This window comes from Mesorhizobium sp. LjRoot246 (assembly GCF_964254115.1).
In the GTDB taxonomy this organism is placed as follows: Bacteria; Pseudomonadota; Alphaproteobacteria; order Rhizobiales; family Rhizobiaceae; genus Mesorhizobium.
Window position 1 is genome coordinate 6,031,308 of record NZ_CAXUSN020000001.1, and the last position, 13,295, is coordinate 6,044,602.

At 62.0% G+C, this 13,295-nt stretch carries 13 protein-coding genes; 4 read left to right on the forward strand and 9 right to left on the reverse strand.

Annotated features, from left to right (window positions below):
• Positions 1-13: 13 nt before the first annotated feature.
• Together ACSQ3L_RS29265 and ACSQ3L_RS29270 are read right to left on the reverse strand one after the other, a co-directional pair.
• Positions 14-553: a dihydrofolate reductase family protein gene (locus tag ACSQ3L_RS29265; RefSeq protein WP_436163076.1), complete on the reverse strand. Its 540-nt coding sequence runs from the start codon at positions 551-553 to the stop codon at positions 14-16.
• The gene (locus ACSQ3L_RS29270) at positions 550-1,482 is read right to left on the reverse strand and encodes an alpha/beta hydrolase (RefSeq protein WP_436163077.1); all 933 of its coding nucleotides are present in this window, start codon (positions 1,480-1,482) and stop codon (positions 550-552) included. Before ACSQ3L_RS29270 ends, ACSQ3L_RS29265 begins: the two co-directional genes overlap by 4 nt.
• Before the next feature lie 293 nt (positions 1,483-1,775).
• On the opposite strand from ACSQ3L_RS29270, the gene ACSQ3L_RS29275 reads away from it, so the two are divergent.
• Positions 1,776-2,390 carry an NAD(P)H-dependent oxidoreductase gene (locus ACSQ3L_RS29275; protein ID WP_436163078.1) on the forward strand — a complete coding sequence of 205 codons (615 nt, stop codon included), beginning with the start codon at positions 1,776-1,778 and terminating at the stop codon, positions 2,388-2,390.
• Between the two features lie 192 nt (positions 2,391-2,582).
• On the opposite strand, the gene ACSQ3L_RS29280 is transcribed toward ACSQ3L_RS29275, so the two are convergent.
• The 5 genes from ACSQ3L_RS29280 to ACSQ3L_RS29300 form a co-directional block, all read right to left on the reverse strand.
• Entirely contained in the window at positions 2,583-3,686 is a 1,104-nt protein-coding gene (locus ACSQ3L_RS29280; protein ID WP_436163079.1) for a calcium:proton antiporter, read from the reverse strand.
• 181 nt (positions 3,687-3,867) lie between these two features.
• Complete coding sequence (locus ACSQ3L_RS29285; RefSeq protein ID WP_436163080.1) at positions 3,868-5,640, reverse strand: AMP-binding protein; 1,773 nt, start codon at positions 5,638-5,640, stop codon at positions 3,868-3,870.
• Positions 5,641-6,074: 434 nt separating this feature from the next.
• Positions 6,075-6,773 (reverse strand): ATP phosphoribosyltransferase, encoded by a 699-nt coding sequence (gene hisG, locus ACSQ3L_RS29290; RefSeq protein WP_436163081.1) that lies wholly within the window; start codon positions 6,771-6,773, stop codon positions 6,075-6,077.
• Entirely contained in the window at positions 6,770-7,891 is a 1,122-nt protein-coding gene (locus tag ACSQ3L_RS29295) for an ATP phosphoribosyltransferase regulatory subunit (protein ID WP_436163082.1), read from the reverse strand. Before ACSQ3L_RS29295 ends, hisG begins: the two co-directional genes overlap by 4 nt.
• 255 nt (positions 7,892-8,146) lie before the next feature.
• Positions 8,147-9,862, reverse strand: a complete 1,716-nt coding sequence (locus tag ACSQ3L_RS29300) for a histidine--tRNA ligase (RefSeq protein ID WP_436163083.1) — start codon at positions 9,860-9,862, stop codon at positions 8,147-8,149.
• A 253-nt stretch (positions 9,863-10,115) separates the two neighbouring features.
• On the opposite strand from ACSQ3L_RS29300, the gene ACSQ3L_RS29305 reads away from it, so the two are divergent.
• Positions 10,116-10,367, forward strand: coding sequence for a hypothetical protein (locus tag ACSQ3L_RS29305; RefSeq protein WP_436163084.1), 252 nt, complete (start codon positions 10,116-10,118; stop codon positions 10,365-10,367).
• 3 nt (positions 10,368-10,370) lie between these two features.
• Here the strand turns inward: ACSQ3L_RS29305 and ACSQ3L_RS29310 are convergent, their stop codons facing one another.
• Positions 10,371-11,009 carry a DNA-3-methyladenine glycosylase I gene (locus ACSQ3L_RS29310; RefSeq protein ID WP_436163085.1) on the reverse strand — a complete coding sequence of 213 codons (639 nt, stop codon included), beginning with the start codon at positions 11,007-11,009 and terminating at the stop codon, positions 10,371-10,373.
• A gap of 213 nt (positions 11,010-11,222) precedes the next feature.
• Between ACSQ3L_RS29310 and ACSQ3L_RS29315 the strand changes: the two genes are divergently transcribed.
• Entirely contained in the window at positions 11,223-11,966 is a 744-nt protein-coding gene (locus ACSQ3L_RS29315; protein ID WP_436163086.1) for a L,D-transpeptidase, read from the forward strand.
• A 93-nt stretch (positions 11,967-12,059) separates the two neighbouring features.
• Here the strand turns inward: ACSQ3L_RS29315 and ACSQ3L_RS29320 are convergent, their stop codons facing one another.
• On the reverse strand, positions 12,060-12,227 hold the full coding sequence (locus tag ACSQ3L_RS29320; RefSeq protein WP_436163087.1) for a hypothetical protein: 168 nt from the start codon (positions 12,225-12,227) through the stop codon (positions 12,060-12,062).
• Here ACSQ3L_RS29320 and ACSQ3L_RS29325 point away from each other — a divergent pair.
• The gene (locus tag ACSQ3L_RS29325) at positions 12,226-13,146 is read left to right on the forward strand and encodes a bifunctional 5,10-methylenetetrahydrofolate dehydrogenase/5,10-methenyltetrahydrofolate cyclohydrolase (protein WP_436163088.1); all 921 of its coding nucleotides are present in this window, start codon (positions 12,226-12,228) and stop codon (positions 13,144-13,146) included. The two genes, ACSQ3L_RS29320 and ACSQ3L_RS29325, sit on opposite strands and share 2 nt — an antisense overlap.
• The last annotated feature ends 149 nt before the right edge of the window (positions 13,147-13,295 follow it).

Consider the following 13,295-nt stretch of genomic DNA (forward strand, 5'->3'; position numbering starts at 1 on the left):
CCACATCTTGGCGTCATTGAGGAACATAGGTGAGGACTATGACGCCATTCTTGAAGCGATGCGTATCGACAAGCTTCAGACGGACGAGATCATGGTCAACGTCTTCAAATACGCGCTTGCCCTCGCCGACCACCTTGGGGATCACCCAAATCTGATACTCATCGACCAGACCCGCCGCGAGGAGGGTCCGATCGAGGTTGGTGATGCCGTATTTTACGATGTTGCCGCCCGGCTGTTGCTTGATCCTTGCAAGCTCGGCAGCCACGTCGCCCTTTATCAACGAGGCGTTCCACGCTGTCTTCTTGAGCGTCCGGGAGGCGACGAGCTTCTTCATGCCGTTGAGGCGATCTGCGTATTTGTCACCTCTCGTCTCCGGACGCGAGGCGAACATCTCGTAAGCAACGCGACCGAGCAGTAGGAACTCGACATCGGCCAAAGCTTCGTACGAATATTCCTTCGCCTCTTCATCGAAATACGACCCCGCGATCGTCATCGGGTTCTCGATCACGCCGTCGAGCGAGACGAAGCTCCCCACTTTCAATTTGCGAGTCATGCGACCTGCTGACTTTCATCGCGTGTCGCCGCGGTTCCGCCCGGACCGAGCTTGGGGCGAACCCATTGTGCCAACCGCTCTATCGCGTCGTCGGCTTCGGGCGCGCGCCCGGCCATCATCTGGAACGAGTGCAGCATCCCCGGAAATATATCCACGCGCGCCTCGACGCCGGCGGCCTTTGCGCGGTCGGCGAGCACTCGGCTGTCGTCGAGCAAGGTCTCATCTCCGCCCACCTGCAGATAGATCGGCGGCAGGCCCTTGAGATCGGCAAAGATCGGGCTGGCCAATGGATTTCGCGCATCGCTCCCTCCGAGTACCATCGATGTCAGCATATCCACAGACGCCTTCTGGAAGAAGGCATCCTTCTCGCGATTGGTTTCGTACGAACGCCCGCTCGCCGAAAAATCATGCCAGCCTGAGATACTGAGGAGCGCAGCCGGCAGCGGACGTCCCGCATCACGGCGTTTTATCGCGGCTGCGACGATCAGGCCCGCGCCGGCCGAATCGCCTGCACCGATCATGTGCTTCGGCTCGATACCTTGCTCGGCCAGCCACTCGAACGCGGCCACAGCCTGCTCGATCTGACGCGGGAACTTGCTCTCAAACGCGTAGTCGTAAGTGGCGAGCAAGGCGTTGCAGCCAATCGCCTTGGCCAGATGTCCGACCATCTTGCGATGGGTCCAGATCGATCCGCCAACATAGCCACCGCCGTGCAGGTAAAGCATGACCCGATCTTCGGCCGCCAGTTTTGGCCTTACCCACAGGGCGGTCTTGTCGCCGAGGTTCGTTTCGACATAGTCGACGCCGCCCGGCTCCGCCGTCAAAACAGACCACTCGGAGGCATCCTGCGGCGATTCTCGACCGCTGCGCCAAGCCTCGGCGAGCGTTTCGTAGTGTATCTTGTTTGCCAAGCTCTGCTTGCTGTTCATTGTCACGCTCCAATTCGTCTAGGATGGCGACGTTCAGGATGACCGCGCCCATCAACTAAGACGGACGAACTGAGTGAAAGGATACGTCGCCGGCAGATGCGTCGATCTGCATCGACCCGATCCTGGCGGCAATGGCAGCGCTGCCTTTGACCCCTGCCGTCATTGGCCACAAATGAACATTTACCTTCTCGTCCTCTTCGTGCGGTATCGACAATGTCGGCACGGCAACCAAGGCGAGGCAGCACGGTTGCCAGTCCCTCAATTCCCGCGCCTCTCAAGCCGAGGAGTAAACGATGCGCATCTTCTCCATCATAGCCCACCCGCGTGCCAACAGTTTTTGCCACGCAATTTCCGCACGCGTTTGCAACTCGCTGATCGGCGACGGCCACATTATCGAACATCATGATCTCTACATGGAAGGCTTCGATCCGTGCCTAACCGCGGAAGAGGCCTACACGGTCGGCGACACGCTGGAAAAAGCGCTTTCACGCGCCGAGGATCGCGTCTTGCTCCAGCACCGGACGCAAGTCGCGAATGCGGATGGTCTACTGATCGTCCACCCGAACTGGTGGGGGAAGCCGCCTGCAATTCTGGCGGGCTGGCTCGATCGCGTTCTGGTTCCTGGTGTCGCCTATCGCCTGAAAACCGCGGATGGGTTGCCCGAAGGCCTCCTATCGATCAAGAAAGCAATTGTCTTCAATACTTCCGATACCAATGCGGAGCGAGAGGTGAATGACCTGGGCGACCCGCTCGGGCTGATCTGGGAACGATGCGTCCTCCCATATTGCGGGGTTCTGGAACACGAACGACATGTGTTCAGGCCGGTTGTCGGCAGTTCCGAGGAGCAACGGGAGAACTGGCTCGATGAAGCCACCGCCAAATGCCGGACCACGTTCGGGGCAGATTGAATGCAAATACGTTCGCTCCGTCTGTCAGTCTGCTTCCGGCCCCGATTGAGACGTTCATTACCTCGTCGCCGTCGTCGACAGTTGGCCCGAAGCAACCCAGCCACAAAGTTAAGCCGGCCCTCAGGCCGTCTTCCGCACCACCAGCCCCAGTTCCTCGTCGCCGCATCTCATTGCCAGCCTGAGCCAAATTTTTCATGGTACAAATATAAGAAATAAATAAGTAAAAAATACCACGATATGGACCGTACCCGTCAAGAATGTTGTTCTTTCGGTGCTAAAGCTCACGTTGCATATGAAGAGCGCTAAAATCAGAAGCACTGTGTCAGTCGCTGGAAGCCCCAGGGTTAACCCTCTTCCCGTCAGCAGGCTGGCGGCTGCGACCGCCGGTATTGTCAAACCAATAGTAGCGCAAGCGGAACCCATCGCGACATTCAAACCGCGTTGCAGCTCATTGTTGAGTGAAGCGCGAACCGCCGAAATGGCCTCTGGCATCAAAACCAGCCCGGCGATCAATGCCCCCACAATACTGTCAGCTTGTGTCACCTGATAGGCAACGAGCGTATTTTCAACACCTGCGGCGACTTGCTCGGCGAGCATGACAATGCCAATCAGCCCGATCAACAGCAGCAAGGTGCTGGCAAGGACGCTTTCGTGAGGGGCAGTCCGCAGCGAAACGCCGTGCGCCTGCCCTTCGATAAAGTCGTCTCGGTGCCGGACAGTCTGCGCGAACACAAAACTTGCATAAAGCAGCACCGAAAGCACGCTCACAAAGCCAAGTTGAGCTGCTGAAAATGTGCCCGGCCCCGTAGTTTGTGTGTAGGTTGGCAGAATAAGCGTCATGATGGTCAGTGCGATCAGAACCGCCAAATATGCGCTGGTCCCTTGTCGGACAATTGCCTGCTTGCGATGACGCCAGCCGCCAAGCGCGAGACACGTGCCGACAACGCCGGTAGATGCAATCATCACCGTTGAAAAGACGGACTCACGTGCAAGCGTAGGGTTGTTCTCTCCATGCAGCATCATGGAAACGATGATCGACACCTCGATCGCCGTCACGGCAAAAGTCAGCACCAATGTGCCGTAGGGCTCTCCTACACGTCGAGCCACCGCCTCGGCGTGGTCGAGCACCACGAAAATGGTGGTGAACATAATCGCACTCGAAAGCGCTCCGACGAGTATCCTGACGCTCAGCGAACCTTCGTCCGCCGACAGCCCGCCTGCCCTGACCGCAACAGCCATCACCAAGGCGGCCAAGGGCATCGCATAAGAAGTCACCGATCGTCTGAAACCGCTCATTCAAGCCCCTATCGTTTCTGCGAACCTTGCGGAAAACCCATGTGGGAGCACCTTGGAGAATATCCGGCAGGCCCCGACGGCCGGCGTTCGCCCCCTGACAAACAACGCGCTCCAGATGATGCCGCAGGATCGCGACCTGGCTGCACCCAGCGCCCCGGACAAATTGAAGCGCCGCCCTCGCTCACGCCGTCTTCTGCGTCACCAGCCCCAGCTCCTCGACCATCGCGTTGCGCATCAGGAACTTCTGCGGCTTGCCGGTCACCGTCATCGGCAATTCGGTGCGGAAGCGGATGTGGCGCGGGATCTTGTAGTGGGCGATCTGGCCGGCGCAGAAGTTTTTGATCTCCTGTTCGGTGGCGATCTGGCCTGGCTTGAGCACGATCCAGGCGCACAGCTCCTCGCCATATTTGGCGTCGGGAATGCCGAACACCTGCACCTCCTTCACCTTGGGATGGCGGTAGAGGAATTCTTCGACCTCTCTGGGGTAGACGTTCTCGCCGCCGCGGATGACCATGTCCTTGACCCGGCCGACTATGTTGCAATAGCCCTCGGCATCGATGGTGGCGAGGTCGCCGGTGTGCATCCAGCCGTCGGCGTCGATCGCCTCGCGGGTCTTGTCGTCGTCGTCCCAGTAGCCCTTCATCACCGAATAGCCGCGCGTGCAAAGCTCGCCCGGCGCGCCGACGGCGACGGTGGCGCCATCGGCATCGACCGCCTTGACCTCGACATGGGGGTGGATGCGCCCGACGGTCGAGACGCGCTTTTCCAGCGGATCGTCGACGCCGCTCTGGAACGAGACCGGGCTGGTTTCGGTCATGCCATAGGCGATGGTCACCTGTTCCATATGCATCAGCGATACCACCTTCTTCATCACCTCGATCGGACATGGCGATCCGGCCATGATGCCGGTGCGCAGGCTGGAGAGATCGAAGGCGGAAAAATCCGGGTGATCGAGGAGTGCCACGAACATAGTCGGCACGCCGTAGAGCCCGGTGCAGCGTTCCTGAGCCACCGCCCTCAGCGTCGCGCCGGCATCGAACCCCTCGCCCGGGAAAACCATGGTTGCGCCCTTCGTGACGCAGCCCATCGTGCCCATCGACATGCCGAAGCAGTGATAGAGCGGCACCGGGATGCAGAGCCGGTCGTCGACGGTCAGTTTGATGGCCGAAGTGACGAAATTGCCGTTGTTGACGATGTTGTTGTGGGTCAGCGTCGCGCCCTTGGGGGCTCCTGTGGTGCCTGACGTGAACTGGATGTTGATGGCGTCGCCGGGCTTCAACCCTTCCGAGATGCGGTCGAGGCTATCATGCTCGTCGCGGCCGGCCATGGCCAGCACATCGCCGAAATTGAACATGCCGGGCGAATTCTCCTCGCCCATGCGGATGACGATCTTCAGCGCCGGCAGTTTTTGCGCCTTGAGCTTGCCGGGCGTGGCCTTGGCGATCTCCGGCGCCAGCGCCTCGATCATGCCGAGATAGTCCGACGTCTTGAACCTGGCAGCGGTGACCAGCGCCTTGCAGCCGACCTTGTTCAGCGCATAGTCCAGCTCGGTCAGCCGGTAGGCCGGATTGATGTTGACCAGGATCAGGCCGATGCGGGCGGTGGCGAATTGCGTCACCAGCCATTCCCAGCGATTTGGCGACCAGATGCCGACGCGATCGCCTTTTTCGAGGCCCAACGCCAGGAAGCCGGCGGCCAGAGCGTCGACCGTGTCCGACAGTTCACTCCAGGTGAAGCGCTTATCCTGGTCGACGAAGACGGCGGCGTCTTGCGTGGCATATTTGCTGGCTGTGTCGGAAAACAGCGCGGGAATTGTCTTGTTGAGCAACGGCACGCTGCGCTCGCCCGAGACATGCGCCTTGCCATCGACGGGTGCTACGAAGGTGCCGCCATTGCGCGCTCCGCGTCCGCGCAGATTGCTGGCGTTCTTCAGCTCGTCGAGATTGACTGGCACCGCTCTCTCCTCCCGGGACTAAAGCGCGTCGCGCTGAAACGGATCCATGCGACCCGCTTTAGGTCTTTGTTTTTATGCATGTCGTTCTCCCAAAACCGAGGTCATTTGGGCGACACGTATTAGCCGAGCCTATCAGCCCGAAGGGGTGGTGAAAATCCCGCCGATAGTCGTGGCAGGGCAACGATCCGGTCAACGATGCTTCGGAGCCTTCGCGTTGGTTGACGAAGCTTCAAAACGCAAAAACCCGCCTGGGCGGCGGGTCACTGGCGCAAATCAGCACCATAGGCAAAAATATACCATAGCTGCCGTCACCAGTCAAGGAAATAATTCCTATGCAGGAAAAACCCCGGCGCAAAGCTACCGACACCGCAGAGGGGCCGCTGTCAGGGTTTTGTCAAGCTGGGTTCGGAGCCGGGAGGGTAGTGGCCCCGCCGCTATCCGGCCGCACCCGCCATCTTCGCGGCAATGTCGCGCAGGACCGCTTCATCCGCCGGCGCGCGTGTCTTCTTCGACGCCACCAGACAGGCCTGCGAGCGCAGGACGAGGCCATCGCCCAGCACCTTGAGATGATTGGCGCGCAGCGTCGAGCCGGTGGTTGTGATGTCGACGATGACGTCTGCCAGCCCCGCCGCCGGCGCGCCTTCGGTGGCACCGAGGCTCTCAACGATGCGGTAGACCTGGATGCCGTGTTTTTGCGAGAAGAATTGCTGAGTCAGCCGCCAGTATTTGGTGGCAATGCGCAGCCGTCTGTCGTGACGCTGGCGGAAATCGGCGGCGACGTCGTCGAGGTCGGCCATGGTATCGACGTCGAGCCAGATGTCCGGCACGGCGACCACGACATCGGCATTGCCAAAGCCGAGACGGGCGACGATTTCGGCGCGGGTCTCCCAGTCGGAGAGGTTTTCACGCACCAGGTCCTCCCCGGTGATGCCGAGATCGACCGCGCCCTGGCCGATCTCGCCTGCAATCTCGGAGGCTGACAGGAAGGCCACTTCGACATTGTCCAGGCCCTCGACGCGGGCGTGGTACTTGCGCTCGTCGCCGGGCAGGCTGACGGCGAGGCCGGCTTTGGCCAGCACTTCCAACGCCTGCTCTTTCAGGCGGCCTTTGGATGGAATCGCCAGCGTGATCATTGCACCGCCTCCCGCAGCGCCTCGATGCGGTCGAGCCAGACGGAAAAGCCGACGCCGGGGATCGGCGTCTTCGCGCCAAGCAAGGTCAGTAGCCGGTCATAGCGGCCGCCACCGACCAGCGGCCGGTCGCCACCTTGCGCCGCGATCTCGAAGACCAAGCCCGTGTAATAATCGAGCGGGCGGCCGAAGGCGGCATCGTAGCGGATTTTTTCGGCTGGCAGGCCATGCGCCTCGATCGCCTTGGCACGGGCGGCGAATTTCTCCAGCGCGGTATCAAGCGAAAGCCCGGCGCCCCTAGCGAAGCTCTCCAGCGCCTGGGCCGCGCCATCGAGCGGAACGTCGATTGCCAGAAAACCCTTCAGCGCGGCGAAAGCCTCGTTCGACAGCCGCACGCTGCGCAATTCGGCCTTCTCGATCAGCCGCCGGGCAATGTCGGATGGCGAGCGTCCGGCGGACGCCGACAGGCCGGCTTCTTCCATGCCGGTCGCGATGTGGGCGGAAAGACCATCCAGATCACCGTCGAGGACGAGGGCGGCGACCGGGCCGGAGAGCTGGCTGTTGCGCGGCGGGTTGGCGAGGTCGGCGAGAGCCGCCTCCAGCATCGGCGCCGAACCGAAGGCACGGGCAAGGCGCATGCGCCAGCCGCGCGGCAGCCCGAGGGCAGCCAGCACCGCCTCGAAAATGGTCTGGTCGCCGAGCGTGATCGCCAGCGCCTGGCCAGGCAGCACCAGCGACAGCAGCGCATGGGCGTCGGCCACCGAGCGGGCATCGGCTTCAGCCGTATCGCGATCGCCGAGATCCTCGATGCCGGCCTGGAAGAACTCGTTGCCGCCTTCGCGGCGCTGGCGAAACACCTCGCCCAGATAGGAATAACGGCGCGGCGTACCGGCCTGCGAGTGGATGTGGTCAAGGCAGACCGGAATGGTGAATTCCGGCCGCAGGCACAATGTCTGGCCGGTCTCGCTTTCGGTCAGGAAAATACGGCGGCGCAAATCCTCGCCGGCCATGTCGAGGAACGGGTCCGCCGGCTGCAATATGGCGACTTCGACCGCATGTGTGTTGCGGGAGGCGAAGAGGTTGGTGATGTCGGTGGAGATGGCGGGGTAGCGGGAGGTCATCCTGCAGACCTCGATGCACTCCGACCCACTGGTCCCAAATCAGAGGTGCTAACGATCCAGGCGAAGGCCGGCGCTCTACGGCGCCCCCCTCTGCCCTGCCGGGCATCTCCCCCTCTAGGGGGGAGATCGGCAGCTTCGCCGATGGCATTCCCCTTGCAACGTTGGAGATTGGCGAAAGCCGAGGCGACATCTGATCTCCCCCCTAGAGGGGGAGATGCCCGGCAGGGCAGAGGGGGGCGCCGTAGAGCGCGGCCTCTACTTGCCACGAGCCCTCTCCTCGGCCTGCGCCGCCAAAATCTTCCTCACCTCGGCGACCAGCTCGCCTTCCGCCACAGTCACTTGCGCCGGGCGGGCGGCGCGCCATTCGGCGTTGTCTGATATTTCGGCCGACATGCGCGCGCCTTCGATCAGGTCCTTGATCTGCAGCTCGCCCTTGGCGCGCTCGTCGCCGCCCTGGATGATGGCGACCGGGCAGCCGCGGCGATCGGCATATTTGAGCTGCGCTTTCATGCCGGCGCCGCCGAGATACATTTCCGAACGGATGCCGGCGGCACGCAGCTCCGCCACCATCTTCTGGTAGCGGCCAAGGCTGTCGGTGTCCCTGTCCATCACCAGCACGACGACCGGCGCGATCACATCCGCGCTGTCGAGCTTGCCGAGGTTCTTCAGCGCCGTCATCAACCTGGAAACACCGATGGAAAAACCGGTGGCCGGAACCGGCTCGCCGCGAAAGCGCGAGACGAGGCCATCATAGCGCCCGCCGCCGCCGACCGAGCCGAAGCGGACGATCTGGCCATCCTCATTGGGGATCTCGGCCAGCAGTTCGGCCTCGAAGACGGGGCCGGTGTAGTATTCGAGGCCGCGCACGACGGACGGGTCGATGGCTACTTGAATTCTGTCCTGACAGTAGCCCGCGCTTTGCGCCAGCGCTGCAATCTGCGAAAGCTCGCTATAGGCTTGATGTCCGACGCCCCCCGTAGCGAATATGCTAGCGCTTTCGGGGAATGCGTTCTCGATACGATCGTACATCGAACTCAGGTAACCTAAGGCACTGGCATTTTCCCAACCGAACTGATCGATGCATTTCTGGGCGGCTGGTGACGGCGATACAGGAACCCTATTTTCGTCTCTTCGCACTTTTACAAAGATCGGCTTCAGAGCGTCTTCGGTCGCAATTGCGACTGAGATTTCACTCTGATCACGCTGATACGTTAACAGGGGTTCAAAACAAGATATCTGTTTCTCGTCCAGCCCGGCACCCTTGGCGAAGTCTCCCTCGCCTTCCTTGCCGCCATCCCAGCGCCCCGGTCCCAGCAGAAGCTTCACGCCTTCTGGGCCAAACTTGTCGAGCTTGTCGATCGCCCTGAGTACTTGCAGCCTTCGGCCGGCGTTCTCATCGCCCCCGAGGCCGATGGCCGCCAGCACGCCGTCGAGCACTTTTCGATTGTTGACGCGGACGACGTACTCCCCCCGATTGATCCCAAGCTTCTCCATCACGTCGGCCATCATCATGCACATCTCTGCGTCAGCGGCGGCGCCACCGATCCCGCCCGGCGTGCCGATCGTGTCGGCGTCGAACTGCATGAACTGGCGGAAGCGGCCGGGACCGGGCTTTTCGTTGCGGAACACCCAGCCGGAGCGATAGCTGCGATAGGGTTTGGGCAGCCGCTCGTAATTCTCGGCGACGTACCGCGCCGTCGGCGCGGTCAAATCATAGCGCAGCGACAGCCACTGGTCGTCGTCATCCTGGAAGGAGAACACGCCTTCGTTCGGCCGGTCCTGGTCAGGCAGGAATTTTCCGAGCGCATCGGTGTATTCGATCAGCGGCTGGTCGGCCGGTTCGAACCCATAAAGCTCATAGACCGAGCGGATTGTCGCCATCATCTTTTCGACGGCGCGGATGTCCTCGGCACTGCGGTCGGCAAAACCGCGCGGCAGTCGCGCTTTCGTCTTTTCCGATTTGTCGGCCATGAGCTGGTGTCTTTTGCTGGTAAATACGGACTTGTTTCGAGTGCGCGTGTCCTAGCCGAAGCGGCTTTGTGCGGCAAGGGCGCCGAGGCGTACCATCTCCGTCCCTTTCGAGGCGAAGTGCGTGAGTTCTCGCCTTCGTTTCATTTGCCTCTGAAACCAAACCGCACCGAAATGAAACAATCCCGCCATGGGTGCGGCATCGTGCCGACACAATCGCAAGCAATAAACGCGCCGAAATGAGGGGTTCGGGGCCATGATCAGCACAGCAAGAGTCCATGCCATCGAGGGCGATGCCGAATTGCCCGCACGCCTGCGCCCGGCCGACATCCACGCTCCGAAAATGGTCGGCCAGGCTGCCGGTCCTTTCGAAGTGCCCGCCGATGCGGGCAAGGACCCATCCATGCGCGACGCGTTGATGACGGGCCTGCTGGTGATCTATCCGACCGTGGCCACGGTGGTGGCGATCGTCGCCGGCCTGGTGCTGGCCAGCGCCAACGGCACCTGAGCCCTATTTCGGCCGTCTGAAGGCCTTCCGCTCCTTCTCGACCTCTTTGCGGCAGACGCAGCCCTCGAGATGGTCGTTGACCAGACCCATCGCCTGCATGAAGGCGTAGACCGTGGTCGGGCCGACGAAGCTCCAGCCGCGCTTCTTCAGCTCCTTCGAAATGCGGACCGAGACGGCCGTGGTCGGGTTGGCGCGCAGATGGGCGAGGTCGACGATTTCGGGCCGCTCCTCCTTGCCGGGTTCGAACTTCCAGAACCAGGCGGCCAGCGAGCCGAATTCATCGGCCATTTCGCGGGCGCGCTTGGCGTTGTTGATGGTCGAGACGATCTTGCCGCGATGGCGGATGATGCCGGCATCGCCGAGCAGGCGCTCGACATCCTTGTCGGTGAAAGCGGCGACCCTGTCGAATTCGAAATTGGCGAAGGCTTGCCGAAAATTCTCCCGCTTGCGCAGGATGGTCAGCCATGACAGGCCCGACTGAAAGCCTTCGAGGCAGATCTTTTCGAACAGCCTGCGATCGTCGGCCACAGGCCGGCCCCATTCATGATCATGGTAGTGCAGATAGTCGGGCAGATTGCCGTGCCAGAAGCAGCGCGCGACACCGTCGGGACCGGCGAGCAGACCGGTATTTTCCTTGTTCATTGCCAAAATCCGTTCGTTAATGCGCTTTTGCGCTGCATTTACCGCGGCTTTACCAGATTCCTGAACCCGGCGGTAACCACACCAAAAGGTTTACTGACAAAGCCGCATTTTACGCATTCCGATTCATGTTTCGGTTGCTGCTTGCGCACCAATGATCGCCGAACCGGGAGGACGTTTCCACCCGTTTGTATCAGACGATCAAGGTGCGTTCCGATGAAGACAATGTTGTTTCCCGTGCTCGGCGCCGTGGCTGTGCTTGCCGCCGGCGTCACGCCCTCAACCGCCGGCGACCGCTATGCCGACAGGCCGCCGGTGATGATGAGCCCCGACCTTTCCGCACCCTGGGTGCTGCAGCTTGGCCACGCGCCCGGCATCGTACGCCAGAACCGCCAGGTGGTGCAGCAGCAGCAACAGCGGCGCCTGCGCTCGGCGCAGTCCGACCAGGTGCAGACGGCGGCGGTGCAACCACCGGCCAAACGCGTGGCCACGCGCCAGCAAATCAACCCGATCTACCTGCCGCAGGAAGTCGACTATGACGGAGGGCAGAAGCCGGGCACGATCGTCATCGATACCACCCAGAATTTCCTCTACCTCGTCGAGAAGGACGGCAAGGCGCGGCGTTATGGCGTCGGCACCGGCAAGCCGGGCTTCGAATGGTCGGGCACGCACAAGATCACCAACAAGCGTGAATGGCCGGACTGGCGCCCGCCGGCGCAGATGATCAAGCGCGAAGCCGCCAAGGGCCGCTATCTGCCGACCTATCTGGCCGGCGGCATGGAGAACCCGCTTGGTGCACGCGCGCTCTATCTCGGCACCACGGAGTACCGTATCCACGGGACCAACCAGCCATGGACGATCGGCGGCGCGGTGTCATCGGGTTGCATCCGCATGCGCAACGAGGACGTCGTCGACCTCTATGAACGGGTCAATGTCGGAACCACGGTCGAGGTGATATAATAGGTCCTGCGAATCACTTGGCCGGCAAAGCAGTCCGCTTTTCGAGGCCAGTTTAGGGATAACGGGGGACGGGCCGTATGGGGATGCGGCCGGTCAGGAAGGGCAGCACGGGAAACCGCGCTGCCCTTTCCGTTTTTGAGCAAAATCGAGGGCAAAGTTCACCCACGCGTCGCGCAACGGGCATAGCGGTTCGCTTTCATGCTGCCCTTCGCCGCATTCTTTTGCTATCTCGGTGGCAAGTTCCACAAAAGGGTCCACCATGCCCCTGTCCGAAGACAGCCGTTATCTCCGGGGCGGCCCGGTCGCCCAGCGCATCATTGCCACTGTCCGCGAGGATGCCGCGATCGCCAAAGCCGAGGGTTTTCCGCCCAAGCTGATCTCGATCACCGTCGGCGACACCGCGGCGGTGGACGTCTATGTGCGCAACCAGCGCGCCAAGGCTGAGCTCGCCGGCATCGATTTCGAGGAGCGGCGCTTTCCCGCCACCATTACCTCAGGCGAACTGGAAGCGGCCATCCACGGCCTGAACGCCGACCCGCGCGTCACCGGCATCATCATCCAGCGGCCGGTGCCCGCGCATATCCCGATCAAGACGCTGCAGGCGGCGGTGCACCCGCTCAAGGATGTCGAAGGCATGCATCCAGCCTCGATCGGCAACATCGTCTACAACCAGCTCGACCTCGCCCCCTGCACGGCGGCCGCCTCGGTCGAACTGCTGAAGGAAACCGGCCTCGACCTCAAGGGACTGGAAGTCGTGATCGTCGGCCATTCCGAGATTGTCGGCAAGCCGATCGCCTTCCTGCTGATGAGCGAAGGCGCCACGGTTACGGTCTGCCACCACATGACGCGATCGGTCGCCGCGCATGCGCGGCGCGCCGACGCGCTGTTTGTCGCCGTCGGCAAGCCGCGGCTGATCAAGGCCGACATGGTCAAGCCGGGTGCTGCCGTCATCGACATCGGCATCAATTCCGAGATCGGCCCTGACGGTTCCAGCCGCATCGTCGGCGATGTCGACACCGAAAGCGTGCGCGAGGTCGCCTCCTGGATCACCCCGGTGCCGGGCGGCGTTGGCCCGATCACGGTTGCCATCCTGCTGCGCAACACGATGGTCGCGCTCAGCCGCCAGCGCGCGCTTTATGAGGCGACCTACGGCACGGCCGACAGGCTCGCGGCGGAGTAAGGACAGGGCGGCGCCAAGGCCCCCTCACCCAGCCTCCGCTTCGCTCGGCTGACCTCTCCCCGAGGGGAGAGGAGGCTGTCACCGCCGGCGCAAATCTCTTCTCCCCCAACGGGGAGAAGGTGGCCGCGAAGCGGCCGGATGAGGGGGAT

Bases quoted from the DNA above. Each gene is read 5' to 3' on its own strand.
- ACSQ3L_RS29265 (WP_436163076.1), bottom strand. From the start codon at position 553: ATGACTCGCAAATTGAAAGTGGGGAGCTTCGTCTCGCTCGACGGCGTG.
- ACSQ3L_RS29270 (WP_436163077.1), bottom strand. From the start codon at position 1,482: ATGAACAGCAAGCAGAGCTTGGCAAACAAGATACACTACGAAACGCTC.
- ACSQ3L_RS29275 (WP_436163078.1), top strand. From the start codon at position 1,776: ATGCGCATCTTCTCCATCATAGCCCACCCGCGTGCCAACAGTTTTTGC.
- ACSQ3L_RS29280 (WP_436163079.1), bottom strand. From the start codon at position 3,686: ATGAGCGGTTTCAGACGATCGGTGACTTCTTATGCGATGCCCTTGGCC.
- hisG (WP_436163081.1), bottom strand. From the start codon at position 6,773: ATGATCACGCTGGCGATTCCATCCAAAGGCCGCCTGAAAGAGCAGGCG.
- ACSQ3L_RS29295 (WP_436163082.1), bottom strand. From the start codon at position 7,891: ATGACCTCCCGCTACCCCGCCATCTCCACCGACATCACCAACCTCTTC.
- ACSQ3L_RS29300 (WP_436163083.1), bottom strand. From the start codon at position 9,862: ATGGCCGACAAATCGGAAAAGACGAAAGCGCGACTGCCGCGCGGTTTT.
- ACSQ3L_RS29305 (WP_436163084.1), top strand. From the start codon at position 10,116: ATGATCAGCACAGCAAGAGTCCATGCCATCGAGGGCGATGCCGAATTG.
- ACSQ3L_RS29310 (WP_436163085.1), bottom strand. From the start codon at position 11,009: ATGAACAAGGAAAATACCGGTCTGCTCGCCGGTCCCGACGGTGTCGCG.
- ACSQ3L_RS29315 (WP_436163086.1), top strand. From the start codon at position 11,223: ATGAAGACAATGTTGTTTCCCGTGCTCGGCGCCGTGGCTGTGCTTGCC.
- ACSQ3L_RS29325 (WP_436163088.1), top strand. From the start codon at position 12,226: ATGCCCCTGTCCGAAGACAGCCGTTATCTCCGGGGCGGCCCGGTCGCC.
- ACSQ3L_RS29320 (WP_436163087.1), bottom strand. From the start codon at position 12,227: ATGGTGGACCCTTTTGTGGAACTTGCCACCGAGATAGCAAAAGAATGC.